Source organism: Superficieibacter sp. 1612_C1 (genome assembly GCF_015234305.1).
Taxonomy (GTDB): domain Bacteria; phylum Pseudomonadota; class Gammaproteobacteria; order Enterobacterales; family Enterobacteriaceae; genus Superficieibacter.
Map to the genome: position 1 here is coordinate 283,580 of NZ_JADGMI010000002.1, position 25,057 is coordinate 308,636.

Consider the following 25,057-nt stretch of genomic DNA (forward strand, 5'->3'; position numbering starts at 1 on the left):
CATTTCGCTTTGCGTTAAAAAGCATAAAAGCCGAACATAAATCCAGTGGTGTAATGTTTTATTCTGGATTTACCTCTTTGCTAATAGCACAGTAATAAAAACGCATCCGCCAACAGCCGGAAAAGCTTTATTCATTTTTATCATTCATCAATAATATAAAAACCCCGTCCACCACCCGCGCCATTTTCCCATAATCCAGCCGATCCGCCGTATCTCCCGGCTGGTGATATTCCGTATTGCGATAAAACGCCGTATCGGTGATCATCACCGCGCTGATGCTCTGACGCCAGTAATTCATATGATCGGAAAAGTCGATACCAGGCACCCATTCCGGGGCGTTGATGGAGTAGACGGGTAAGCCTTCGGCACCCAGCAACGCCGCTTTCACCTCGCGCACCGCGCTGATATCGTTCAGTCGTCCAATTACGGCAATAAAATCTCCGCGATCGGGATATAACGCGCTGAGTGCGGAAAAGGGATAGCGCTGACTGCCGGGCTGTGAATCGTAATAGCCGATCATTTCCAGCGCTACCATCAGTTTTACCGGGCGCTGCACAGTGCTGGCGTGGACCGCGCTGCCCATTTCATCGCTGCGGAAAAAGGGCGGTTCCTCCGAAGCATAGGCGACCAGTTCGACGCCGGTTTTTAGCGGCGCGTGTTGCAGCAGGCGCGCCAGCTCCAGCAGACCGGCGACGCCGCTGGCATTGTCGTCCGCGCCGGGCGTGTAGTGCATAGCCTCACCATCACCTCCGGCCACGGCATCATAATGCGCACCGATGATAATCACCGGGCCTTGCTGCGGGCCATAGCGGGCGATGATATTACGGAAAGGGCCTCCCGTTACCGGCACAGCCTGTTCGCTGACCTGCGCGCCGTGTTGCTCAAACCCCTGCGTAATATACTTTGCCGCGGCGTCCAGATGTTCGCGGCGATCGGCGCTGCGTGGATACAGGGTTTCGGAGAAATAGCGAACGTCTTTCTCCAGCCGTTGTGGATCGGCGTGCTGCTGACTTGACGATAAGGGTGTTACCCACGGCTGATACAGGATAATCGCGCCGGACATGATGCTAATAAAGATAGCGAACAAGCTGAAGGATAATTTCTTTTTTAATATAGGCATTATTTATTCTGAAAATATAATTCCATTTTATATTTTTTAAAATTATGAGTTCTTCTGTTCAGGTATTATTTATTTTTTATGCAAGGGAGGGTAGGGAAATATATACTCGTCATACTTCATATTGTATATGTGATGGCTGCGGGCTATTCGGTCCATCTCAGGACTCCGTTCCGGCAGGCTGGCACAACCGCTTTTCAAAAGCATCTGAAGCGTTTTTTCCTGTAACGTGAATTAGTTGGAGTATTTAAAAAGGAATTTGTATGAATAATGACAATGTATTAATAATATCTATATGTATGCTTTTACTGGGCGGCTGTAGCCAGGGCATCGTCGGCTCTGCCTCGTCAGGAGTATCAATGCAGTCGAGCGGAGGATGGCAAAGCGGCAGCGCATCCATAAAGCCGTCTCCTGTCTCCAGCGCCAGATATACCCACTACGATGAAAACCCGATTAAACAGGTAAGCCAGGCACCCCTCGCCACGTTTAGCCTTGACGTGGACACCGGAAGCTACGCTAACGTGCGGCGCTTTCTGAATCAGGGGCAACTGCCGCCGCCCGACGCCGTGCGAGTAGAAGAGATGCTCAACTATTTCCCTGCCCCTCAGTTTAAAAAAGATATCAACACCTCAGAGGCCGCCAGTAAACCGATGCCATTTGCGGTCAAATACGAACTGGCTCCCTCGCCGTGGAACGCGCAGCGCACGCTGTTAAAAGTCGATGTTCAGGCAAGGGACATGAAGACCGGGGAGTTGCCGCCTGCCAATCTGGTCTTTCTGATCGATACTTCCGGCTCTATGCAGCCAGTGGAACGCCTGCCGCTGATCCAGTCGGCGCTAAAACTGCTGGTAAACGACCTGCGCGCGCAGGATAACATCACGATTGTGACCTACGCGGGCGGTACCCACGTCGCGCTTGCGCCTACAGCGGGGAATAACAAAACCGCGATTAAAGCGGCGATTGAAAGTCTGGATGCTTACGGGAGTACCGGTGGTGAAGCGGGATTACGGCTGGCTTATGAGCAGGCCGAAAAAGGGTTTATCAAAGGCGGCGTAAACCGTATTTTGCTGACCACCGACGGCGACTTTAACCTCGGTATTACCGATCCCAAAGACATCGAAGCGCTGGTGAAAAAAGAGCGCGAAAAAGGGATTACCTTATCCACGCTGGGCGTCGGTGATGACAACTTCAACGAAGCCATGATGGTAAAAATTGCTGATGTGGGTAACGGCAATTACAGCTATATCGACTCCCTCTCCGAGGCGCAGAAAGTCCTCTATGATGAAATGCATCAAACGCTGGTCACCGTTGCCAAAGATGTAAAATCGCAAATCGAATTTAATCCGCAGTGGGTGACCGAGTACCGGCAGATTGGTTATGAAAAACGTCAATTGCGCGACGAGGATTTTAATAACGACAAGGTGGATGCTGGCGATATCGGCGCGGGTAAACACGTCACGCTGTTCTTTGAACTGACGCTTAACGGGCAGAAAGCCTCGGTGGATAAACTGCGCTATGCTCAGAACAAAGCTGCATCAAAACCAACAAAATCTGATGAGCTGGCGTGGATCAAGCTGCGCTGGAAAGCGCCGCAGGCCAGCGAAAGTACCTTAGCCGAGTTCCCGGTCGTTAAGGGCGAGATGCCAACCTTTGCTAACGCCTCAGAAGATTTTCGTTTCTGGGCTGCGGTGGCGGCATACGGGCAAAAACTGCGTGGTTCAGAATATCTGGCGGATACGACCTGGCCGCAAATTATTAAATGGAGTGAACAGGCGCGCGGGGACGATAAGCAAGGCTATCGCGCGGAGTTTAGTAAACTGGTGAAACTGGCGGAAGGCTTATCTCACTGAGCGTCAGGGGATGTCTGCATGACAGGCATCCCCTGTTACGTCAGGCGCTTTTGCGGCTGATCAGCGGTCCCTGACCGTTTGTCGCCGCGCGATCCAGCGCTTCCTGAATGACCGAAGAGAGTTCGTTAATCTCAAATTTCGCCACGTAGCCGTCGGCCTGTACTTTGCGAATATGATCTTCGTTAGCGTTGCCGGACAGCGACGAGTGGATCACCACCGGAATATGTTTCAGACGCTCATCGGTTTTGATCTTGCGGGTGAGGGTGAAGCCATCCATCTCCGGCATTTCCAGGTCGGTGAGCACCAGCGAAATTTTATCGGTTACCGGTACGCCTTCATTGCGGGCTTCTTCAGCCAGCTTTTCGATTTTTTCCCATGCCTCTTTACCGGTAATATGCAGCTGCGCCGGGATTTCCATCGACTCCAGGGCTTTCGCCAGCATCATTCTCGCCACTTTCGAATCCTCCGCCACGATGGCGGTAGAGCCGGCTTTCACCTTAAATTTTTGCGTCTGTAAGTTGGTAGCGTGCAGATCGTGTTCCGCCGGAACGATGTCATACAGGATCTGTTCAACGTCGATGACCAGCGCGAGATTATTACTGTTTTTATCTTCATCAAGACAGGCGATGCTGGTGATGTATTGACCGTTAATGGCTTTCTCGGCGGTATGGATCTGCGTCCAGTCGAGGCGAATAATATTTTCCACCGACTCCACCGCAAAGGCCTGCACGCTGCGGGCGTACTCAGTAATCAATAAAATATTCAGCCCTGTTGAGGGCTTACAGCCAGCGACGGCAGGAAGGTCGATCACAGGAATAATTTGATCGCGAATATTGACCATTCCGAGCAGCGGCGGTTTGATCCCCGCCGGACGCGTGAAGGTCGGCATCGGGACAATCTCGCGCAGCTTAAAGACGTTAATGCCGAACAGCTCGGATTTCGCATCATGGGCGGACTCGCCAAGACGAAACAGCAGCAGTTCGAAGCGGTTCGACAGGGTCAGATTGGCCCTGTCGTCGATGTCTTTCTGAAAAGTATCCATAAAACCCTCAGGAGGTAAGGTAAACGCGAAACCGTATTACCGGGTTATCGGCATCTTGTGGAAAAAATCGAGGGCTTTACATTCAAACCGTGACGACGGCGAAATCTTCCGCCAGCTGGGTCTCAGGAAATACGCGACGGCACTCCGCCAGAAGCTCTGCGCAGCCAGCGGCATCGTAGCGGGAACTGACGTGAGTCATTATCAGCCTGCCAACCCCAGCCGCCTTTGCCAGTTCGGCGGTCTGGACCGTGGAGGAGTGACCCCGGCTATTGGCTTTTTCCGCCATAGCGTGCTCCAGCGTGGTTTCATGCACCATCAGGTCTACGCCGTCAGCGAGGCTTAACGCGGCGGGGCAGGGCGCGGTATCGCCAAAAATGGCCAGCTTTTTGCCCGGCGTTGGCGCGCTCAGATAATCCTGGCCGTTAACCACCCGGCCATCCTCCAGGGTGACAGTCAGTCCCTGCTTGAGCTGCTGAAACAGCGGGCCGGGCACAATGCCCTCGGCTTTCAGCGCTGCGGCATTCAGCGCGCCGGGTTTGTCGTGCTCTTCGATACGATAGCCGTAACACTCCACCGGATGATTAAGGGCAAACGCCGTGACGGTATAGCGATCGTCGCTAAGCACGTGACCGGCGCTGATTTCTTCAATCGTCAGCGGGTAATCGGTCCACGAACCGCTTAAGCGCAGCGCGGTTTCGACAAACTCGCGTAATCCTTTTGGTCCGTAGAGCGTGAGCGGCTGCGGGTTACCCTGCATCGAACGGCTGCATAACAGACCGGGCAGACCGAAAAGGTGATCGCCGTGCAGATGGGTAATAAAGATTTTATCCAGTTTGCCAGGATGGAAAACCGTGTTAAGCAATTGATGCTGAGTACCTTCGCCGCAGTCAAACAGCCATATGGCAGAGGCAGTTGGCTGTTGCAAATTTACTAAAATCGACGTCATATTACGCGTACGGGTCGGCACCCCGGCGGACGTTCCCAAAAAAGTTAATTCCATCAATTGTTACCCTCGCCGCGTATGAAAACCTCATTATAACGCGACGATCTCAATAAGGAGCACAGCATGATTCAGTGGCAGGATCTTCATCATTCGCAGTTAACCGTTCCTCAGCTTTATGCGTTGCTCAAACTGCGCTGTGAAGTCTTTGTCGTTGAACAAAACTGTCCGTACCTGGATATTGATGATGACGATCTGGTGGGCGAGAACCGGCATCTCCTCGGCTGGCGCGATAATACGCTGGTGGCGTATGCGAGGATTCTGAAAAGTGAGAGCGAATATGACCCGGTGGTGATTGGTCGGGTGATTGTCAGCGAGGCGGTTCGCGGCGAAAAACTGGGGTATCAACTTCTCTCCAGAGCGGTGGCAAGCTGTGAGCAGCACTGGCCGCAGCACGCGTTATACCTGAGTGCGCAGGCCCATTTGCAAAATTTCTATGCCCGGTTTGGCTTTCGCCCGGTGACGGAGATTTATCTGGAGGATGATATTCCGCATATTGGCATGGCGCGTGAAGTTGACCAGGCGTAACGCAAAGTCATTGTCTATAGTTATCTGACTGGCCTTGTAAAACATGGAGAAAGCAAATGTCTTATCACTCTTATGAATCACGAATCGACGACGATCTGACTCTTCTGAGCGAGACGCTGGAGGAAGTACTACGCTCCTCCGGGGATCCTACCGATCAGAAATACATTGAGCTGAAAGCGCGTGCCGAGCAGTCTCTGGAAGACGTGAAAAACCGCGTAAGCCAGGCGTCTGACACCTATTACTACCGGGCAAAACAAGTTGCTTACCGCGCGGATGACTATGTACGCGAAAAACCGTGGCAGGGCGTCGGTATTGGCGCGGCGGCGGGCCTGGTACTGGGTCTGCTGCTTCGCGGCTAATTTCCTGACTCTCCCCCCTCATGGGTACTGCCTTTTCCGGCAGTACCCTTTATAATTGCCGGGTTTTAAGCGGGAGGAGAAGTGCGTTTCTCTGACTGTTGAGCCTCACGACCTGCCTTACCCCCTCTCTCTTAAGACCGCGTGACCGGATTTATTGCCGCTTTTGTCGCAATGACTCACACAATCCCGACTCATATCAAAAATTCATCATTTTCTATTATTTATAATGTGTCGCAATATTGATAGCGGACAAATTTATGTCAGTAAGCGCATTTAACCGACGCTGGGCGACGGTCATTCTGGAAGCCTTAACGCGCCACGGCGTGCGGCATGTGTGTATCGCACCAGGCTCACGTTCCACACCGCTGACGCTCGCGGCGGCAGCAAACCGAATGCTTATCCCGCATACCCATTTTGATGAGCGTGGGCTGGGGCATCTGGCGCTTGGGCTGGCAAAAGTCAGCGGCGAGCCGGTGGCGGTGATTGTCACCTCCGGGACGGCAGTGGCTAATCTCTATCCGGCACTGATAGAAGCGGGACTGACCGGCGAAAAACTCATTCTTCTCACCGCCGACCGTCCACCGGAACTGATTGATTGCGGCGCAAACCAGGCAATCCGCCAGCCGGGCATGTTTGCCACTCATCCGGCACAGTCGCTGTCGCTGCCTCGCCCCAGCCCGGACATTCCGGCCAGATGGCTGGTCTCCTCAATTGACAACGCGCTGGGAAACCTGCACGCGGGCGGCGTGCATATCAACTGTCCTTTTGCCGAGCCGTTATACGGCGAAATGGACGATACCGATCTGGCGTGGCAACAGGCGCTGGGCGACTGGTGGCAGGATGAAAAACCCTGGCTACAGAGTACGCTAACGCTCAAGAGCGAGACCCAACGCGACTGGTTTTACTGGCGGCAGAAGCGCGGTGTGGTGATTGCCGGCAGAATGAGCGCGACCGAGGGGAAACAGGTTGCGGAATGGGCGAAAACGCTGGGTTGGCCGCTGATTGGTGATGTGCTGGCGCAAACCGGGCAGCCGCTGCCCTGCGCGGATTTGTGGCTCGGTAATTCGCAGGCGGTCAGCGAGCTTCAGCAGGCGCAAATCGTGGTTCAGCTTGGCAGCAGCCTGACCGGGAAACGACTTTTACAGTGGCAGATGAGCTGCGGGCCGGAAGAGTACTGGCTGGTCGATAATCTCACCGGACGCCTCGATCCGGCGCAGCATCGCGGACGCCGACTGGTTAGCACGGTGAGCGACTGGCTGGCTAAACATCCGGCAGAAAAACGCCAGCCCTGGTGCGTGACCGTTCCGCAGCTGGCGCAGCAGGCATGGCAAAAAGTGCAGGCCACTCGAGAGACGTTTGGCGAAGCACAACTGGCGCATCGTATCAGCGACTATCTGCCGGAACAGGGGCAGCTTTTTGTCGGTAACAGCCTGGTAGTGCGTCTGATTGACGCCCTGGGCCAGCTTCCCGCCGGCTATCCGGTATACAGCAATCGCGGGGCCAGCGGCATTGACGGACTCATCGCTACCGCGGCGGGTGTCCAGCGCGCCAGCGCCAGACCGACGCTGGCGATTGTCGGCGATTTATCTGCTTTGTACGATCTCAATAGCCTGGCGCTGCTGCGTCAGGTCTCAGCGCCGCTGGTGCTTATCGTGGTGAATAACAACGGCGGGCAGATATTTTCCCTGCTGCCGACGCCGGTCAACGAACGCGAACGTTTTTACACGATGCCGCAAAACCTCCACTTTGATCATGCGGCCGCGATGTTTGGCCTCGGCTATGCGCGCGTCGGTGACTGGGAAGCGTTTGAGGATGCGCTGGCAGGGGCATGGCGCACGCCTTCGGCAACCATTGTAGAGGTGGTGGTGAACAGCACCGACGGCGCGCAGACCTTGCAGCACCTTCTTGCTCAGGTAAGCCAGCTGTGAAGCTCCATGCGGTCGCGAAACGTGGGTCGACGGCGAAGCCCTGGCTGGTTTTTCTGCACGGTTTTTCCGGCGACCACCGTGAATGGTGTGAAATCGGGGAGCAGTTTCAGGACTATTCGCGCCTCTATATTGACCTGCCCGGCCACGGCGGTTCAGCGGCGCTGCGGGCCGATGGATTTGCCAATGTGGATGCGGCGCTTACCGCTACGCTAATTAGTTACAACATACTTGAATGTTGGCTGGTGGGGTACTCCCTCGGCGGCCGCGTTGCGATGCATTGGGCTTGCCAGTCCAAATGGCCCGGACTGCGGGGCGTAGTGGTGGAGGGCGGGCATCCGGGTTTGCAGGATGACACGGCTCGTCACGATCGCTGGCTCTCAGATCAGCGCTGGGCCGGGCGCTTTCGCCACCAGCCGCTCGACGAGGTCTTTGCACTCTGGTATCAGCAGCCCGTTTTTGCTTCGCTCACCGCCACCCAGCGTGATGAACTGGTTTTGCTCCGCCAGCAGAATAACGGTCCGGCGCTGGCGGACATGCTGCTGGCAACCTCGCTGGCGGTGCAGCCTGATTTACGCCCGGCGCTCTATGCCCGGGATTTTCCCTTCTGGTATCTCTGCGGCGAGCGTGATGCGAAGTTCAGGGCGATTGCTGATGAACTTAACGTACCTTGCCACTGTATTTCTGCCGCCGGACACAATGCCCACCGGGAAGCGCCCGCTGGCGTTGCTGCCGCTCTGGCACAGTTATTGCCACTTTGATCTAAGGAAACAAGATGATTTATCCTGATGAAAACATGCTTTACGCCCCCGCTGAATGGCAGGACTGTTCAGAAGGTTACACCGATATTCGCTATCAAAAATCTGCCGATGGCATCGCCAAAATCACGATTAATCGTCCGCAGGTGCGTAATGCGTTTCGTCCGCTGACCGTTAAAGAGATGATTCAGGCGCTGGCCGATGCCCGCTACGATGACAATATCGGGGTGATTATCCTGACCGGCGAAGGCGATCAGGCTTTCTGTGCCGGGGGCGATCAGAAAGTACGCGGTGACTACGGCGGCTATCAGGATGACTCCGGCGTCCATCACCTGAACGTACTGGATTTCCAGCGCCAGATCCGTACCTGCCCGAAACCGGTGGTGGCTATGGTGGCGGGCTACTCCATCGGCGGTGGTCACGTACTGCATATGATGTGCGACCTGACGATTGCCGCTGAAAATGCGATTTTTGGTCAGACCGGGCCGAAAGTCGGCTCGTTCGATGGTGGCTGGGGCGCATCTTACATGGCGCGTATCGTCGGGCAGAAAAAAGCGCGTGAAATCTGGTTCCTGTGTCGCCAGTACGATGCGAAACAGGCGCTGGATATGGGTCTGGTCAATACCGTGGTTCCGCTGGCAGATCTCGAAAAAGAGACCGTGCGCTGGTGTCGTGAGATGCTGCAAAACAGCCCGATGGCGCTGCGCTGCCTGAAAGCCGCGCTGAATGCTGACTGCGATGGTCAGGCCGGTTTGCAGGAGCTGGCAGGTAACGCCACTATGCTGTTCTACATGACCGAAGAAGGGCAGGAGGGACGCAACGCGTTTAATCAGAAGCGTCAGCCTGACTTCAGCAAATTCAAACGGAACCCATAATGCGTCGCGCGCAGGTCTGGCGTTGGCAGATCCCGATGGACGCGGGGGTAGTACTGCGGGAGCGGCGTTTAAAAACCCGCGACGGGCTGTTTTTATGCCTGAGTGACGGTGAGCGCGAAGGGTGGGGGGAGATCTCACCGCTACCGGGTTTTAGCTCTGAAACGCGGGAAGAGGCGCAGGCTGAACTGCTTCAGTGGGCGCAACGCTGGCAGCAACATGGCGATACTGACGCGCCCGTACTCCCCTCGGTGGCATTTGGCACCAGTTGCGCGCTGGCGGAGCTGCATGATGAACTGCCGCAGGCGGCGGACTATCGCGCCGCGCCGCTGTGCACCGGCGATCCGGATGAGCTTCTGCCGGTGCTGGCCGCGATGCCCGGTGAGAAAGTGGCGAAGGTGAAAGTCGGTTTGTATGAGGCTGTACGTGACGGCATGGTGGTCAACCTGCTGCTGGAAGCGATTCCGGATCTGCAACTTCGACTTGACGCCAATCGCGCCTGGACGCCGCTCAAGGCGCAGCAGTTTGCTAAATACGTTAACCCTGCCTGGCGCAACCGTATTGCCTTTCTTGAGGAACCGTGCAAAACCCGCGAAGACTCCCGCGCTTTTGCCCGCGAAACCGGCATTGGCATTGCCTGGGATGAAAGCCTGCGCGAGGCGGATTTTGTGTTCGCGGCGGAACCTGGGCTGCGGGCGGTCGTCATTAAGCCGACATTAACCGGCAGTCTGCAAAAGGTGCGGGAGCAGGTCAGCGCGGCGCACGCGCTGGGACTGACGGCGGTGATCAGTTCGTCGATTGAGTCCAGCTTAGGGCTGACCCAGCTGGCACGCCTTGCTGCCTGGCTGACGCCACAGACTATTCCCGGTCTCGATACCCTGAGTCTGATGCAGTCACAATTACTTCGCCTTTGGCCCGGTAGCCCGTTACCGTGCCTGGATCAACGTGCGCTGGAGCCGCTGCTATGATCTTTACCGACTGGCCGTGGCGGCACTGGCGGCGGCTGCGGGGAGAGGCGCAGGCGCTGCGTCTCGACAACCAGACGTTAAGCTGGCGCACGCTGTGCATCCGCATTGACGCGCTGGCGGCAGGCTTTGCGGCGCAGGGCGTGCGCGAGGGCGATGGCGTGATGTTACGCGGGGCGAATCATCCCGCTGTGCTCTTGTCATGGCTGGCACTATTGCAGTGCGGTGCGAGGGTGCTGCCACTAAACCCGCAATTACCTCAGCCGTTGCTGGATCAACTGCTGCCCCGGCTGACGTTGCATCATGCGCTGGACACGGAAAGCGATCGGCATGTTCCCGGTCTCACAGCGTTAATGCTGAAAGAAACCGACGGAGAGTATGCCGTCGTCTGGCAGCCTCAGCGTCTGGCCTCGATGACCTTAACCTCCGGCTCAACGGGGCTGCCGAAAGCGGCGGTGCATACCTGCGAGGCGCATCTTGCCAGCGCCGAAGGCGTGCTGGCGATGATCCCCTTTGCGCCTGAAGATGACTGGCTGCTTTCGCTACCCCTGTTTCACGTCTCCGGGCAGGGCATACTCTGGCGCTGGTTACGGGCGGGGGCACGGCTGACGGTGCGAGTGAAGCAGCCACTGGAGCAGGCGCTCGAAGGATGTACTCATGCTTCACTGGTGCCGACGCAACTCTGGCGGCTCCTGGAGGACGATGCTCGCATCGCGCTGAAAGCCGTATTATTAGGCGGGGCGGCGATCCCGGTTGAGTTGACCCGCAAGGCGCAGCAGCGCGGCATCCATAGCTGGTGCGGCTATGGGCTGACGGAATTCGCCTCAACGGTTTGCGCGAAAGAAGCGGACGGCCTGGCCGATGTCGGTACGCCGTTGCCGGGGCGAGAGATGCAACTGGTCAACGGCGAAGTCTGGCTGCGCGCTGCCAGTATGGCTGACGGCTACTGGCGTGACGGAAAAGTGCTGCCGCTGGTAAACGACCGGGGCTGGTTTGCCACCCGCGATCGCGGCGAGTTGCGTGACGGCAGGTTAACTATTCTCGGCAGGCTGGATAATCTCTTTTTCAGCGGCGGGGAGGGCGTTCAGCCGGAAGAGGTGGAACGGATTATCGCCGCGCATCCGCAGGTGAGGCAGGTATTTGTGGTGCCTGTCGCTGACCCGGAATTTGGGCAACGCCCGGTCGCGGTGGTGGAGAGCGATACGCCGTTGAATAGCGCACAGTTATCCCTGTGGGTCAAAGACAAACTTGCCGGTTTCCAGCAGCCGGTACGCTGGCTGCCCTTGCCTGAAACGCTTAAAACTGGCGGGATCAAAATTTCCCGGCAGGCGTTGCAGGCGTGGGTCGCGGGGCAATAAGCTGACGAGGCTGAGGTTTTTGGCAGGGTGTTAAACGACGCACCAGCGCACAAAATGCCCGGCGGCGCTGCGCTTGCACGGGCCTACGGATTACGTTCAACACGTTGATATAGCGGGTTTTGTAGGCCGGGTAAGGCGAAGCCGCCACCCGGCACGAGGGAGCCGAAGCCCCGATTGATGGGTTAGTTAGCTTCCTTCAATGCCGCCAGCGCCGCCGCTACGCCTGCGCCGTATTCCGGATGCACTTCACTGAACAACCCAATCTGCCGCTGCTGAATAAACTCCGGCACGTCTTTCATATCCCCGGCGATGCGGGCGAACATCCGCTGATGCTCCTCTTCGCTCAGCAGCTCATACAGTTTACGCGGCTGGCTGAAGTAATCGGTATCCTCACGGTGATTCCAGTGATCCGCTGCTCCTTCCACACTTAACGGCGGCTCGCTGTAATCCGGCTGCTCCTGGAAAACGCCAAAGCTGTTCGGTTCGTAGGTTGGACCATTGCCACTGTTGCCATCCACGCGCATCGCGCCATCGCGATGGTAATTATGGAACGGACAGCGCGGGGCATTCACCGGGATCTGATGATGATTGACACCCAGACGGTAGCGGTGCGCATCGCCATAGGAGAACAGACGACCCTGCAACATGCGGTCCGGAGAGAAACCAATGCCCGGCACCACGTTAGCGGGCGACATCGCCACCTGTTCCACCTCGGCAAAATAGTTATCCGGGTTACGGTTCAGCTCCAGCACGCCGACTTCAATCAGCGGATAATCCCCATGCGGCCAGACTTTCGTCAGATCGAACGGGTTATAAGGCACTTTCGATGCCTCGGCTTCCGGCATGATCTGCACGTAAAATTTCCAGCGCGGGAAATCACCTTTCTCAATGGAGTCAAACAAATCACGCTGCGAGCTTTCCCGGTCTTCCGCCACCAGCCGTTTGGCTTCATCATCCATCAGGTTAGCAATCCCCTGCTGGGATTTCAGGTGAAACTTAACCCAGAAACGTTCGTTGTTATGGTTAATAAAGCTAAACGTATGGCTACCAAAACCATGCATCGTGCGATACGAGAAGGGCAGGCCGCGATCGCTGAAGTCGATGGTCAACTGGTGCAGCGATTCCGGCAAATGCGAAAAGAAATCCCATTTATAGGTCGGATTACGCAGGTTGGTGCGTGGATCGCGTTTCACAACGTGGTTCAGGTCCGGAAACTTCAGCGGATCGCGCAGGTAAAACACCGGGGTGTTATTACCGACCAAATCCCAGTTACCCTCCTCGGTATAAAATTTAATCGAGAAACCGCGAATATCACGTTCGGCATCCGCCGCGCCGCGCTCGCCTGCGACGGTAGAGAAGCGTAAAAACAGGTCGGTTTTTTTACCGACGGCAGAAAAAATGTTAGCGCGTGTGTAGTGAGTAATATCCTGGGTAACGGTAAACGTACCATACGCGCCAGAACCTTTGGCGTGCATACGGCGTTCCGGGATCACCTCACGATCAAAGTGGGCCAGCTTTTCCAGAAACCAGACGTCCTGTAACAGCATGGGACCGCGAGGACCGGCAGTGGCGACGTTATTATTATGCGCAACAGGTGCGCCAGCGGAGGTGGTTAATCCTTTTTTGCTCATCTTTATCTCCCAACATACCCGTCATACTTCAAACTGCATAAGGCTCACGCACCCCAGTTTCATCATTATCTATGTCCCTGGAGATATATTTATTTGCTGACTTTCTGCAATCCGAATTATTCAGGATATAAATGTTAAAAAAATATTTAATTTCCGTTTAATTTAAGAAATTAATCTAGAGCATATTTGTAAGCAATATATTGATCTTACGCAATTTGTCTCTCGCTATTACAGCCATACCTTTCGCCTCTCAATGCAGCGGCAATGCTGGCTTACATTTATTGTCGGCGATAGCGTTTTTCTTGCATTGCTTCTCTCTGATTCGGTTGTACAATCCTGGCGTTTTCGGGATGTTTACTTTGCATTTGTGGGAAGCAATAAAATGAAAAAAAGAATTCTGGTGGGCGTCTGTGGACTCATCTTCGTTTCTGCTGCTGCCAATGCGCTCAGCATCAGCGGGCAAGCCGGTGAAGATTACACCAATATCGGTATAGGGTTGGGTACTGAGTCTACCGGCCTGGCCATGACCGGCAACTGGGCGCATAACGACGATGACGGCGATATCGCCGGTCTCGGCTTAGGTTTAAATCTTCCGCTGGGGCCGTTTATGGCGACCGCCGGAGGGAAAGGAGTCTACCTTAATCCTCAGGAAGGCGATGAAGGCTATGCAGCGGCGGTTGGCGGTGGCCTACAGTGGAAAATTGGCGATCGTTTCCGCCTGTTTGGCGAGTATTACTACTCTCCTGACTCGCTCTCCAGCGGCGTAAAAGATTACCAGGAAGCCAACGCGGGTGCGCGCATGACCATCATGCGCCCGTTAAGCGTTGAAGCGGGTTATCGCTACATCAATCTAACCGGTAAAGATGGCGACCGCGACAGCGCGGTGGCTGACGGTCCTTATGTCGGCGTGAACGCCAGCTTCTGATCCCCACGGTGCGGTAAATCGCCGCACCGCTTTTTTTCCCCTCCGCATGCGTTATAGTTAATCGTCCTCTTTTGCTGGAGAAAATGATGATAAATGTGGAGATGCTATCCACGGGTGACGAAGTTCTGCACGGGCAGATCGTCGATACCAACGCCGCCTGGCTTGCCGATTTTTTATTTACTCAGGGATTCCCGCTTTCTCGCCGCAATACGGTTGGTGATAATCTGCACGATTTAGTCGCCATCCTGCGTGAGCGCAGCGAACATGCAGATGTGCTGATCGTTAATGGCGGGCTTGGGCCGACCAGTGACGATTTAAGCGCCTTAGCCGCCGCCACGGCGAAAGGTGAAGCGCTGGTGCTGCATGAAGCATGGCTGGCGCAAATGGAGCGCTTTTTTAGCGAACGTGGACGCGTCATGGCCCCCAGCAACCGTAAGCAGGCCGAAATTCCGGCCAGCGCCGAGCTGGTGGATAACCCCGTCGGCACCGCCTGTGGATTTGCCCTTGAGCTTAACCGCTGCCTGATTTTCTTCACCCCCGGCGTGCCGTCGGAATTTAAAGTGATGGTTGAGCAGCAAATCCTGCCGCGTTTACAGAAACGCTATACCCACGTCGAACCACCGTTGTGCCTGCGCCTCACCACCTTTGGCCGTTCAGAAAGCGATTTAGCGCAAAGCCTCGATCCGCTGGTATTGCCACCGGGCGTCACGATGGGCTACCGCTCTTCGATGCCGATTATTGAACTGAAGCTGACCGGACCCGCTACGCAGCGCGACGCGATGCTGGCCCTGTGGCCGGAGGTGAAGCGCGTCGCCGGGGAGAGCCTGATTTTTGAAGGCACCGACGGGCTGCCGACGGAGATCGCCCGCCAGCTTCAGGCGCGACAGCTCAGTCTGACCCTCAGTGAACAATTTACCGCCGGTCTGGTGGCGCTACAGCTTTCGCGCGCCGGTGCACCGTTGCTGGCCTCAGAGGTGATCCCTGCCCAGGAAGAGACGCTGGCGCAGACCGCACGTTGGGTGAGGGAACGTCGCCGCAGCCACTTTGCCGGGCTGGCGCTGGCCGTGACCGGGCTGGAGTCCGATCACCTGAATTTTGCGCTTTCCACCCCGGATGGCACGTGGGCGCTGCGCGTGAAGTTCAGTGCCACACGCCACTCCCTCCAGGTCCGCCAGGAGGTCTCTGCGATGATGGCGCTAAATATGCTGCGCCGCTGGCTGGCGGGTAAACCGATTGCCAGCGAACACGGCTGGATTAACGTGGTGGAGTCGCTGGCGCTGTAGGCGCGTAACGCATCTCTGCTGACGTTGTGCTGTTACCCATCCAGCGCTTTCGCCAGTAACGTAATGGGATGTTCACAGCGTTTGCTGGTGGACATCTCGATTTGCCATTTGCAGGTTTCACAGTCCGTCACCACCAGATCCGCGCCGCTCTCTTCAATTTGCTGAAATAGCGGCGCGCCTATTGCCTGCGACGTTGGGTAATTCTCCTTCTTGAAGCCGTAGGTGCCGGCAATGCCGCAGCACTGTGAATCCAGCACGGTGAGTTCCAGCCCTGGGATCAGACGCAGCAGTTCAAGCGTATACAGCGTCCAGCCCATTTTCTCCATATGACACGGCGTGTGATACACCACCTTCAGCGGCAACGTTTTCAACGGTAGCCTTTGCCCCGCGTCCAGTTTGCGCCATAGCCAGCGGGTTGCCAGCTCAATATGTTCGCGTAGCCCGCTATTATCCACGTCCAGCACCTGCGGATACTCATCGCGCAGGGCGAAAGTGCAGGTGGAAGAGGTCGCGATGACCGGAATACCTTTCCCACTGATGGCTTCCCGTAACGACGCCACATTGCTGACCGCCTGTTTCCGCGCCTTATCGGTAAAACCGTTAGCGATTAACGGCACGCCGCAGCATTTTTCTTTACTCAGCAGTTGTACGCCGGTGCCCATCGCATTGAGCACGCGAATGAGATCTTTGCCCAACTGCGGATGGTTGTAATTCACAAAGCAACCGTGGAAGAAGGCGACCTGATCGTGGTACTGCGCCTGCTGTGCCGCCACGCTCCGGTACCAGCGGCGAAAGGTGCCAAAGGAGTATTTTGGCAGCGTGCGACGATGGTCAATTTTTAACGCGTGATCGAGCAGTTGACGCACCGGCTTCAGCGAGGTCGCGGCGTTAACCACCGGCGCGAACGGCGTGGACACGCTGCCCAGCAAATCAGTATGGCTCAGAATAATATTCCGTAACGAGGGGCGAGCGGTATCGTAGCGGGCGCGAGCCTGCTGGATAATATCGCCAATCTTCACGTCCGAGGGGCAGGCCACTTCGCAACGTTTGCAGTTGATGCAATATTTCAGCGCCTCGTCATACAACGCGCCATCTTTCAGACGCAGCCTTTCGCCGTCCGGCCCGGCTTGTTTCGGGCCGGGATAGCGCGGATTGACGCGGCTCACCGGGCAGGCAGTGGTGCAAACCGTGCATTTAATGCAGCTTTCAAAACGCGTGTCGCTCATGACTGACCTCCGGCAAGCGCGATAATGTGCCGGGCGGCAAATAGCGCGGTAACGGCCGAGACGCCGCCGCCGCACCCCTGGGCAATCGGATCGAATCCGCCAAGGACCGCACCGACCGCGAAAACATTGGTAAGAGGTTCACCCTCCACTTGCGGACGCAGGCGGCTATCGACCTTCACGCCAAATTGCTGCCACGGCTGAGGGGCGAAAAAATCACGCGCATACCAGTCGGCGCGGGTGGCGGTTTGCCGGACCTCAAGCCCTAAAACAGGCTCACGAATGGCGTTGCGTTCGGCCACCAGACCATTGCTGAAAAAGCTGCCGCTGGCGAGGACCACAAAACGTGGGCGCAGCGGAATATCCGCATGATGACGGGTCCAGACATCGCTCACCCTCCCTGCGCACAGCGTGACCCGCTTAACCTCGTCGCCAGGCAGCCAGGTGCCCCCGGATTTAACAAACTGACGCTGTAGCTGACGATGCAGACGCAGGCCAGGCACTGACGGCGGCAGCGTCGGTAATAAATGCAGCGAACAGGGGAGCCGTTGGTTTAGCCACTCCCAAAGGCGATGATCTTCCATGCCAAAGCAGGCGGGCATCAATAGCGCGTCGCAGCGCTGCGCCAGCGGCAGGAGGGCCTGATAAAGCCGCGGCCAGTGCGCTTCATCATCCAGCAAACGGGCGATAGTGACGGCACGAAATTCAGTCGGGTTGTCGCGCAGCACATCCAGTTCCGGCAGGTCGATTTCGGCGACCTCCACCTCTGGCCCGTATTCGCACAGCGAGGCGGCTGCCAGATGGGGCTGGAAATCCATCATGCCGCTAATGCCCGCCACGCAAATTCGCCGGACAGTCAGCGGCGCGACAGGAACCTCTTGCGGACTAAGCCAGGCGCTGCGTAGTTTGCCGAGTGGCGTCACGCGGGAGTGATTGCGGCTGAGATTTCCCTGCATTAACGCCCCGCATTCTGCCAGTAATTGCTGCGTTTGTTGGGCCAGTGTGAGCACCGTTTCCACCCCCAGCAGCGAATACGGATGGTCGGGTGCCATCGTGCCGATCCTCTCCAGCCCCGTGCGAATGTCAGTCACTGGCGTGCCATCCGGCAGGACGCTTAACAGATCGAGCGATCCGGAGGAGAAGGCGAGGGCGCTTTGCCCCCGGCTGACGATCGCACAGTGCAGACCTGCGTTCTGTAATCGCAGCCCGCACAGCAGACCCGCCAGACCGCCGCCGATAATCACCGCATCAAATCTCATGCTTTTGCTCCTTCTCAAGCCCGCACAGGCCCTGATAAACCCAGCGCGTAAATTCACTTTCGCGCAGCGCATCGCCCCACGCGACGGGCTGGACGCCTTTCCAGCGCTCGTTAAGAAAGTCGGAAAGCTGACATAATGACTGCGCTGAGGTGGTGACGTTAAACCGCTGGAGTAGCCCTGCGGCGCGGCAGGCGCACAGTTCGCCCTGGCAGGTGCCCATGCCGACGCGGGTACGACGGCGCAGATCGAGCAGGCTGTTGACCGCCAGATTTTCCACCGCGTACTGGACTTCTCCGGCAGTCACGGCTTCACATTCGCACACCAGGCTGCGGTGCAGGCGGCCTTCGCCCAGCCAGGAGGGCGTACGGTCGCCGTGACGGTATACCGCTGAGCCGCGCAGCGGCGCAGGAAGGGAGATCATGCGTTGCAGCGTATGCTCCACCGGACCCTGCGAACCGGGCAGCGGCGTGCTGGCGGTGGTGCAGGGCTGGTGATTTCCCAGCTTGCGGCACACGGCGTCGGTTGCCCATTCCGCCATCAGTCGGTAGGTCATCAGTTTGCCGCCGGTAATCGTAATAAAGCCTTCCATGCCGTCGCGACTGGCGTGATCGAAGAGAACAATGCCACGGCTGACGTTACGCCCGCTCGGATCGTCATCGCTGGCGACCAGCGGACGCACTCCGGCATAGGCGCGTAAAATACGGGTCTGCGCCATAATCGGCGACAGCTTTTCCCCCTCGCGCAGCAGAATGTCAACTTCCTCCGCCGTCACCCGATTCTGGTCAATCTCAGCGTAATCAATATGCAGGGAGGTGGTGCCGATCAGCGAAATGGTATCGCCAGGCACCAGAATATCGGCGTCGGAGGGTTTGCGGCAGCGGTTGATCACGTGCTGATTAATACGGTGATCGAGGATCAGCAGCGATCCTTTGGCCGGAAACATACGAATACTCAGGTCGGCATACTCCGCGATGCGCTGGCCCCAAATCCCTGCCGCGTTGACCACCACCGGGGCATGAAGGGTCGCTGCTTCGCCGGTCAGATGGTTGATGACATGTACGCCGCACACCGTCGCGCCGTTGCGCACCAGCCCGGTGACTTCGTGGGCGGTAAGAATGGTGGCACCGTGCTCGCGGGCATCCAGCATATTCGCGGCGGTCAGGCGGAAGGGATCGAGGGTGCCATCCGGGACTCTGACTGCGCCTGTTAAGTGCGGGTTAACCGCGGGTTCAATCCGGCGGGCAAGGGCAGGGTCGATAATCTCCGCGCTGATCCCGGCGTTTTCGCAGGCGCTGACAAAGGTAGCCTGAAATGACAACTCATCCTCCGGCAGGGTAATAAACAGGCCATCGGTGGGTTCAACGCAGTGGCGGGCGATGCGTTTGAGGATCTGATTTTCACTAATGCATTCGCGTGCCGATTCGCCATCGGTCACCGCATAACGTGCGCCACTATGCAGCAATCCATGATTGCGCCCCGTGGCACCCGTCGCGATATCATGACGCTCCACAAGCGTAACCCGCAGCCCGCGCAGGGCGCAGTCGCGCGCGATACCGGCACCGGTGGCTCCGCCACCAATGACAATCACATCACTTTCCTGCGCTAACGCTGCCTTCATCGCCTTCCCCTTACTGTTCGTTTATTAACATTTAGCCATATAAAACGCAGTGAATGTTTGATTTCGAGCACATTCGCGCATTTTACGAAGATGAAATGTGACGTCATGCGCCTTTCTGAACATTTGTCATAAAAATGTAACAAACTATGCTTTACTTCAGCCTGTAGTTTCCGATTTTTTAACTTTATGAACACACCTGAAGCAGACGTTCTGCTTTTTACCTCTGAATATGACATGGCCACGGAGGCTATTATGCTGAGTATTTTTAAACCTGCTCCTCATCGGGCCCGCCTGCCGGAGGCGGAAATTGACCCGGCGTATCGTCGACTGCGCTGGCAAATTTTCCTGGGTATCTTCTTCGGTTATGCCGCCTATTATCTGGTGCGTAAAAACTTTGCTCTCGCCATGCCATATCTGGTCGAGCAGGGGTTTTCACGCGGTGACCTGGGTTTTGCGCTGTCGGGGATTTCCATCGCCTACGGTTTCTCCAAATTTATTATGGGTTCGGTTTCTGACCGGTCGAACCCGCGCGTTTTTCTCCCGGCGGGGCTGATTCTGGCGGCGGCGGTGATGCTGTTTATGGGCTTTGTGCCCTGGGCCACCTCCAGCATTGCCATCATGTTTGTGCTGCTGTTTATCTGCGGCTGGTTTCAGGGCATGGGCTGGCCGCCGTGCGGGCGCACGATGGTTCACTGGTGGTCGCAAAAAGAGCGTGGCGGGATCGTCTCGGTGTGGAACTGCGCGCATAACGTCGGTGGCGGTATCCCTCCGCTGCTGTTTCTGCTGGGGATGGCGTGGTTTAACGACTGGAAGGCGGCGCTCTATATGCCGGCGTTTGCCGCGATTGTGGTGGCAGTGATTGCCTTTTCCCTGATGCGCGATACCCCGCAGTCATGCGGCTTGCCGCCTATTGAGGAATACAAAAACGACTATCCGGACGACTACAACGAAAAAGCGGAAGAGGAGCTGACCGCGAAGCAAATCTTTATGCAGTACGTGCTGCCCAACAAACTGTTGTGGTATATCGCGATTGCTAACGTATTTGTTTACCTGTTGCGCTACGGCATTCTCGACTGGTCACCGACCTATCTGAAAGAAGTGAAGCATTTTGCGCTGGATAAATCCTCCTGGGCATACTTCTTATATGAGTACGCCGGGATCCCCGGTACGCTGCTGTGCGGCTGGATGTCGGACAAAGTCTTCCGCGGCAATCGTGGCGCGACCGGGGTCTTCTTTATGACGCTGGTGACCATTGCCACCGTGGTCTACTGGCTTAACCCGCCGGGCAACCCGACGGTCGATATGATTTGTATGATCGCGATCGGCTTTTTGATTTACGGGCCGGTGATGCTGATTGGTCTGCACGCCCTGGAGCTGGCACCGAAAAAAGCGGCGGGCACGGCGGCGGGCTTTACCGGGCTGTTTGGTTATCTTGGCGGTTCGGTAGCAGCCAGTGCGATTGTCGGTTATACCGTCGATTTCTTTGGCTGGGACGGCGGATTTATTGTGATGATTGGCGGCAGCGTGCTGGCCGTGCTCCTGCTGATTGTGGTGATGATCGGCGAGAAGCGTCATCATGCCGCGCTTGTGCAGAAGCGACGTTAACCCTGCCGGGCGGCGCAATGCCGCCCGACTACTTCACATCAGGTGAATGTTGCAGGCAGGCATTGAGCAACGCGAGAGGACTACCGCTGATGGGTTCTTCTTTACTGACCAGTGAGATGGTGCGGTAAAAAGTCGGCTCCAGCGGCACAGAGCAGAGATTATGCTCCACGCTTTCCAGCGTCAGCTCAGGTAAGAGGGCGATCCCCAGTCCCTGACGAATAAAACTGATGGCCGTTGCCGGATGGTTGAATTCATATTTAATTTTTGGCGTGATGTTATGCTCTTTAAACAGGCTCATAATACTTAATTCATAGCGCCCTTTGCTAATAATCAGCGGTTCGTTAAATAACGCCTCAAGAGAGACGCTGTTACGCTGCGCAAAAGGATGCTGTTCAGGCACCACCACGCAAAATTTATCGGTATAGACTGGGACAGAATACATCCCATTTATCGGAAAATGGACAAAGCCGGCATCGATATCTTCTTTTTGCAGCGAGTCTATTATTTCCGCGCTGTTGGCTTCATAGGGAATAATTTTAATATGCGGATAGTGGGTTTCAAAATAGCGCACGATACGCGGCAAAATACAGGCGCAGACGCTGGGAAAGCAGCCGATGCGGATTTGCCGGGCGGGGGTATGTTTCTCCTGCTCGGCGATTTCGCGGATGGCGTTTACCTCATGCATAATGGAGCGTACCCGCGCCACAATCCGTTCGCCGGCCGCCGTAAGGTGTAGCGCTTTGCGCCGCTCGCGGATCAGGATCTTGATACCGAGTTCGTCCTCAATGGCAAAAATCGCCTGACTCACGGCGGACTGGCTCATATACAGGCGTTTGCCCGCTTCCGTAAAGCCGCCGTATTCCAGCACCGCCAGAAGGGCGTTCATTTGAATAATGGTCATAAGTGTTTTCTAATTAATATCATTAAAACGATTAATTTTACTAATCCTGCGCGTAAACTTATACTTTTTCTGTCGATTAACTCACAAAATGACGCACAGTATTTATAAGTCTGGTGAATGTATTCCAGTGAACTATTTTCAGGACATTGCAGACCTGCGCGCCGTCTGAACAGGTTTATTTTCTATGAAAGAAAAGCTCTGGACAAAGGATTTTTGGGCCGTAACCATTATCAGCTTTATTATATTTTTTGTGTTTTATGTGCTCCTGACCTTACTGCCTATTTATATCGCCGATAATTTGCACGCCACCGCCGATAAAGCCGGACTTCTGGTGACGTTCTTCCTCGGCGCGGCAATTATTATCCGGCCTTTTGCCGGGCAATGGGTGGGTAAATATTCGAATAAAACGGTTCTGGTGCTTTCTTCTCTGGCCTTTTTGGTGATCACTGCGCTATATCCTTTCTGTCATTCGATTGAAGTACTGCTGTTAATTCGCATGCTTCATGGTGTCGCCTTTGGGGTGATTACGACAGTCAAAGGAACGATTTCAGCGCGGTTAATACCGGCCTCCCGACGTGGAGAGGGCATCAGTTTTTTCTCTTTAGCCATGGGCCTGGCCATGGTGGTAGGGCCGTGGGTAGGGCTTAATATGGCGCGGCATGCGCTGTATATTCCCGCCTTCTGGCTCTGTACCGCTGTGGCGATGCTGGGGATCCTGCTCTCCTTTATCGTTGCCGTGCCGCCGGTGATCCGCCATGCGGATGGTTCCGCACCGAAGCTGGGCTTCGCCGCGATGTTCGATCGCGCTGCGTTACCGTTCGCGCTGGTCACTTTCTTTATGACCTTTGCTTATGCGGGGGTGTCTGCTTTTCTGTCGCTTTACGCCCGCGAGCTGGATTTGATGGCGGCAGCCAGTAACTTCCTGCTCTGTTACGCCGTGTTCCTGATGGTATGCCGTACCTTCACGGGTAATGTCTGCGATAAGAAAGGACCGAAGTATGTGGTATATCCCTGTCTGCTGGCCTTTACTATCGGGCTGGTGGTGCTGGGCTATACCCACGGTAGCGTGACCATGATCCTGGCCGGTGCGCTGATTGGTATTGGCTATGGTTCGGTGACGCCGGTATTCCAGACGCAAATTATTAGCTCGGTCGAACCGCATAAAATCGGTGTCGCCAACTCGCTATTTTTTAATGCGATGGATGCAGGTCTGGCGATTGGTGCCTTCATCATGGGCTTAATGGTCGAGGGAATAGGGTACAGAGCGATTTATCTGGTAGGGGCGGTCGTGGTAGTGCTTGCTGGCGCGCTGTATATCGTGCAGATGAAAATGCGTGGCAACGTCAAACTGGTTTCCACTAAAGCGCTGCATTAACCGCTTAGATATCGATTTCAATATCCCCTTTTGCCCTGCAACAGCAGGGCAAAATCTCGCCGGGCTGAATGAACGCCAGCGGTTGCGTCAGCCATTCTACCTGACCTGCCACCAGCCGGGTGCGACAGGAGCCGCAGTACCCCTGACGACACTGATATTCCACCGTCACCTGATGAAATTCCAGCGCGGCCAGCAGCGACGGATGTTCATCCTGGCACAGCAAATGTGTGCCAGTGAGGCAGAGCGTAACCCGGCTCATCAGAGCTGGAAGTCGCTCAGGTCGTCGGTATTGACTTCAGAGTCAATCTGACCGACCAGGTAGGAGCTGACTTCCACTTCCTGCGGCGCAACCTGTACGTTGTCGGACACCAGCCAGGTATTGATCCACGGGATTGGGTTCGAGCGGGTCTGGAACGGCAAATCAAGACCCACGGCCTGCATGCGAATATTAGTGATGTACTCAATGTACTGGCACAGAATGTCTTTATTCAGGCCAATCATGGAGCCGTCGCGGAACAGATAGCCTGCCCACTCTTTCTCCTGCAACGCTGCCTGTACGAACAGGTCATAGCACTCCTGCTTACACTCTTCAGCAATCACCGCCATTTCCGGATCGTCGCTGCCGGAGCGCAACAGGTTCAGCATATGCTGAGTACCGGTCAGGTGCAGCGCTTCGTCGCGGGCGATTAAACGGATGATCTTGGCGTTGCCTTCCATCAGTTCACGCTCGGCGAAGGCGAAAGAACAGGCGAAGCTGACATAGAAACGGATGGCTTCCAGCGCGTTCACGCTCATCAGGCACAAATAGAGTTTTTTCTTCAGTTCATGCAGGTTAACCGTAACGGTTTTACCCTTCACCTGGTGCGTGCCTTCACCCAGCAGATGCCAGTAGCTGGTCATCTCGATTAACTCATCGTAATAGCTGGAAATACCGTCCGCACGCTTCTGGATCTGCTCGTTGGTGACAATATCGTCAAACACAATCGCCGGATCGTTAACGATATTACGGATGATATGCGTATAGGAGCGTGAGTGGATCGTTTCGGAGAAGGCCCAGGTCTCTACCCAGGTTTCCAGTTCCGGAATCGAAATTAGCGGCAGCAGTGCCACGTTCGGGCTGCGCCCCTGAATGGAATCCAGCAGGGTCTGGTACTTCAGGTTGCTGATAAAAATGTGTTTTTCATGCTCCGGCAGCGCCTGGTAGTCGATGCGGTCGCGGGAGACGTCGACTTCTTCGGGACGCCAGAAGAAGGAGAGTTGCTTTTCAATCAGCTTTTCGAAGATGTCATATTTTTGCTGATCGTAGCGTGCCACGTTCACCGGCTGGCCGAAAAACATCGGTTCCAGCAGCTGATTATTTTTCGTCTGTGAAAAGGTGGTATATGCCATGAAAGTGAGTCCTTAATGGAATGAAAACCGAATGGCGGTGCAAGCGCCTTATCCGGCCTACAAACCGTGAAATC

The 25,057-nt window shown here is 55.8% G+C and carries 22 protein-coding genes; 12 read left to right on the forward strand and 10 right to left on the reverse strand.

Annotation, left to right across the window (positions count from 1 at the left end; genetic code table 11):
* Positions 1 to 127: 127 nt before the first annotated feature.
* Positions 128 to 1,120 (reverse strand): M28 family peptidase, encoded by a 993-nt coding sequence (locus tag INT84_RS07645; RefSeq protein WP_194206315.1) that lies wholly within the window; start codon positions 1,118 to 1,120, stop codon positions 128 to 130.
* A gap of 260 nt (positions 1,121 to 1,380) precedes the next feature.
* Between INT84_RS07645 and INT84_RS07650 the strand changes: the two genes are divergently transcribed.
* On the forward strand, positions 1,381 to 2,967 hold the full coding sequence (locus INT84_RS07650; protein ID WP_194206316.1) for a VWA domain-containing protein: 1,587 nt from the start codon (positions 1,381 to 1,383) through the stop codon (positions 2,965 to 2,967).
* Between the two features lie 40 nt (positions 2,968 to 3,007).
* Here the strand turns inward: INT84_RS07650 and INT84_RS07655 are convergent, their stop codons facing one another.
* Both INT84_RS07655 and rnz read right to left on the reverse strand, forming a co-directional pair.
* On the reverse strand, positions 3,008 to 4,009 hold the full coding sequence (locus INT84_RS07655) for a chemotaxis protein (RefSeq protein WP_194206317.1): 1,002 nt from the start codon (positions 4,007 to 4,009) through the stop codon (positions 3,008 to 3,010).
* A gap of 82 nt (positions 4,010 to 4,091) precedes the next feature.
* Positions 4,092 to 5,009: a ribonuclease Z gene (rnz, locus tag INT84_RS07660; RefSeq protein ID WP_194206318.1), complete on the reverse strand. Its 918-nt coding sequence runs from the start codon at positions 5,007 to 5,009 to the stop codon at positions 4,092 to 4,094.
* Positions 5,010 to 5,075: 66 nt separating this feature from the next.
* Here rnz and INT84_RS07665 point away from each other — a divergent pair, with 66 nt between their 5' ends.
* The 7 genes from INT84_RS07665 (at position 5,076) to menE (ending at position 11,774) form a co-directional block, all read left to right on the forward strand.
* Entirely contained in the window at positions 5,076 to 5,537 is a 462-nt protein-coding gene (locus INT84_RS07665; protein WP_194206319.1) for a GNAT family N-acetyltransferase, read from the forward strand.
* A 56-nt stretch (positions 5,538 to 5,593) separates the two neighbouring features.
* On the forward strand, positions 5,594 to 5,896 hold the full coding sequence (elaB, locus tag INT84_RS07670; RefSeq protein ID WP_103674351.1) for a stress response protein ElaB: 303 nt from the start codon (positions 5,594 to 5,596) through the stop codon (positions 5,894 to 5,896).
* A gap of 257 nt (positions 5,897 to 6,153) precedes the next feature.
* Positions 6,154 to 7,824: a 2-succinyl-5-enolpyruvyl-6-hydroxy-3-cyclohexene-1-carboxylic-acid synthase gene (gene menD, locus INT84_RS07675; protein ID WP_194206320.1), complete on the forward strand. Its 1,671-nt coding sequence runs from the start codon at positions 6,154 to 6,156 to the stop codon at positions 7,822 to 7,824.
* Positions 7,821 to 8,582, forward strand: a complete 762-nt coding sequence (gene menH, locus INT84_RS07680) for a 2-succinyl-6-hydroxy-2,4-cyclohexadiene-1-carboxylate synthase (RefSeq protein WP_194206321.1) — start codon at positions 7,821 to 7,823, stop codon at positions 8,580 to 8,582. Before menD ends, menH begins: the two co-directional genes overlap by 4 nt.
* Positions 8,583 to 8,596: 14 nt before the next feature.
* Positions 8,597 to 9,454, forward strand: coding sequence for a 1,4-dihydroxy-2-naphthoyl-CoA synthase (menB, locus tag INT84_RS07685; protein WP_176920362.1), 858 nt, complete (start codon positions 8,597 to 8,599; stop codon positions 9,452 to 9,454).
* Positions 9,454 to 10,419 carry an o-succinylbenzoate synthase gene (gene menC, locus INT84_RS07690; RefSeq protein WP_194206322.1) on the forward strand — a complete coding sequence of 322 codons (966 nt, stop codon included), beginning with the start codon at positions 9,454 to 9,456 and terminating at the stop codon, positions 10,417 to 10,419. Before menB ends, menC begins: the two co-directional genes overlap by 1 nt.
* On the forward strand, positions 10,416 to 11,774 hold the full coding sequence (menE, locus tag INT84_RS07695) for an o-succinylbenzoate--CoA ligase (RefSeq protein ID WP_194206323.1): 1,359 nt from the start codon (positions 10,416 to 10,418) through the stop codon (positions 11,772 to 11,774). Before menC ends, menE begins: the two co-directional genes overlap by 4 nt.
* Positions 11,775 to 11,956: 182 nt before the next feature.
* Here the strand turns inward: menE and katA are convergent, their stop codons facing one another.
* Positions 11,957 to 13,405 (reverse strand): catalase KatA, encoded by a 1,449-nt coding sequence (gene katA, locus INT84_RS07700; protein ID WP_194206324.1) that lies wholly within the window; start codon positions 13,403 to 13,405, stop codon positions 11,957 to 11,959.
* Positions 13,406 to 13,787: 382 nt separating this feature from the next.
* Between katA and INT84_RS07705 the strand changes: the two genes are divergently transcribed.
* Both INT84_RS07705 and INT84_RS07710 read left to right on the forward strand, forming a co-directional pair.
* A complete protein-coding gene (locus INT84_RS07705; RefSeq protein WP_194206325.1) occupies positions 13,788 to 14,330 on the forward strand; it encodes a YfaZ family outer membrane protein in 543 nt (180 codons plus the stop codon).
* Positions 14,331 to 14,416: 86 nt separating this feature from the next.
* On the forward strand, positions 14,417 to 15,613 hold the full coding sequence (locus tag INT84_RS07710) for a nicotinamide mononucleotide deamidase-related protein YfaY (RefSeq protein WP_194206820.1): 1,197 nt from the start codon (positions 14,417 to 14,419) through the stop codon (positions 15,611 to 15,613).
* Positions 15,614 to 15,645: 32 nt separating this feature from the next.
* On the opposite strand, the gene glpC is transcribed toward INT84_RS07710, so the two are convergent.
* The 3 genes from glpC to glpA are packed head-to-tail and all read right to left on the reverse strand — an operon-like array spanning position 15,646 to position 19,713.
* Positions 15,646 to 16,839 (reverse strand): anaerobic glycerol-3-phosphate dehydrogenase subunit GlpC, encoded by a 1,194-nt coding sequence (gene glpC, locus INT84_RS07715; protein ID WP_194206326.1) that lies wholly within the window; start codon positions 16,837 to 16,839, stop codon positions 15,646 to 15,648.
* Positions 16,836 to 18,095: a glycerol-3-phosphate dehydrogenase subunit GlpB gene (gene glpB, locus INT84_RS07720; protein WP_194206327.1), complete on the reverse strand. Its 1,260-nt coding sequence runs from the start codon at positions 18,093 to 18,095 to the stop codon at positions 16,836 to 16,838. Before glpB ends, glpC begins: the two co-directional genes overlap by 4 nt.
* Positions 18,085 to 19,713 (reverse strand): anaerobic glycerol-3-phosphate dehydrogenase subunit A, encoded by a 1,629-nt coding sequence (gene glpA, locus INT84_RS07725; protein ID WP_194206328.1) that lies wholly within the window; start codon positions 19,711 to 19,713, stop codon positions 18,085 to 18,087. Before glpA ends, glpB begins: the two co-directional genes overlap by 11 nt.
* 252 nt (positions 19,714 to 19,965) lie before the next feature.
* On the opposite strand from glpA, the gene glpT reads away from it, so the two are divergent.
* On the forward strand, positions 19,966 to 21,318 hold the full coding sequence (gene glpT / locus INT84_RS07730; RefSeq protein ID WP_194206329.1) for a glycerol-3-phosphate transporter: 1,353 nt from the start codon (positions 19,966 to 19,968) through the stop codon (positions 21,316 to 21,318).
* 28 nt (positions 21,319 to 21,346) lie between these two features.
* On the opposite strand, the gene INT84_RS07735 is transcribed toward glpT, so the two are convergent.
* Positions 21,347 to 22,219, reverse strand: a complete 873-nt coding sequence (locus INT84_RS07735; protein ID WP_194206330.1) for a LysR family transcriptional regulator — start codon at positions 22,217 to 22,219, stop codon at positions 21,347 to 21,349.
* Positions 22,220 to 22,403: 184 nt separating this feature from the next.
* Between INT84_RS07735 and INT84_RS07740 the strand changes: the two genes are divergently transcribed.
* On the forward strand, positions 22,404 to 23,594 hold the full coding sequence (locus INT84_RS07740) for an MFS transporter (RefSeq protein WP_194206331.1): 1,191 nt from the start codon (positions 22,404 to 22,406) through the stop codon (positions 23,592 to 23,594).
* A gap of 4 nt (positions 23,595 to 23,598) precedes the next feature.
* Here the strand turns inward: INT84_RS07740 and yfaE are convergent, their stop codons facing one another.
* Together yfaE and nrdB are read right to left on the reverse strand one after the other, a co-directional pair.
* The gene (gene yfaE, locus INT84_RS07745; protein ID WP_194206332.1) at positions 23,599 to 23,853 is read right to left on the reverse strand and encodes a class I ribonucleotide reductase maintenance protein YfaE; all 255 of its coding nucleotides are present in this window, start codon (positions 23,851 to 23,853) and stop codon (positions 23,599 to 23,601) included.
* Positions 23,853 to 24,983, reverse strand: a complete 1,131-nt coding sequence (gene nrdB / locus INT84_RS07750) for a class Ia ribonucleoside-diphosphate reductase subunit beta (RefSeq protein WP_194206333.1) — start codon at positions 24,981 to 24,983, stop codon at positions 23,853 to 23,855. Before nrdB ends, yfaE begins: the two co-directional genes overlap by 1 nt.
* Between the last annotated feature and the right edge of the window lie 74 nt (positions 24,984 to 25,057).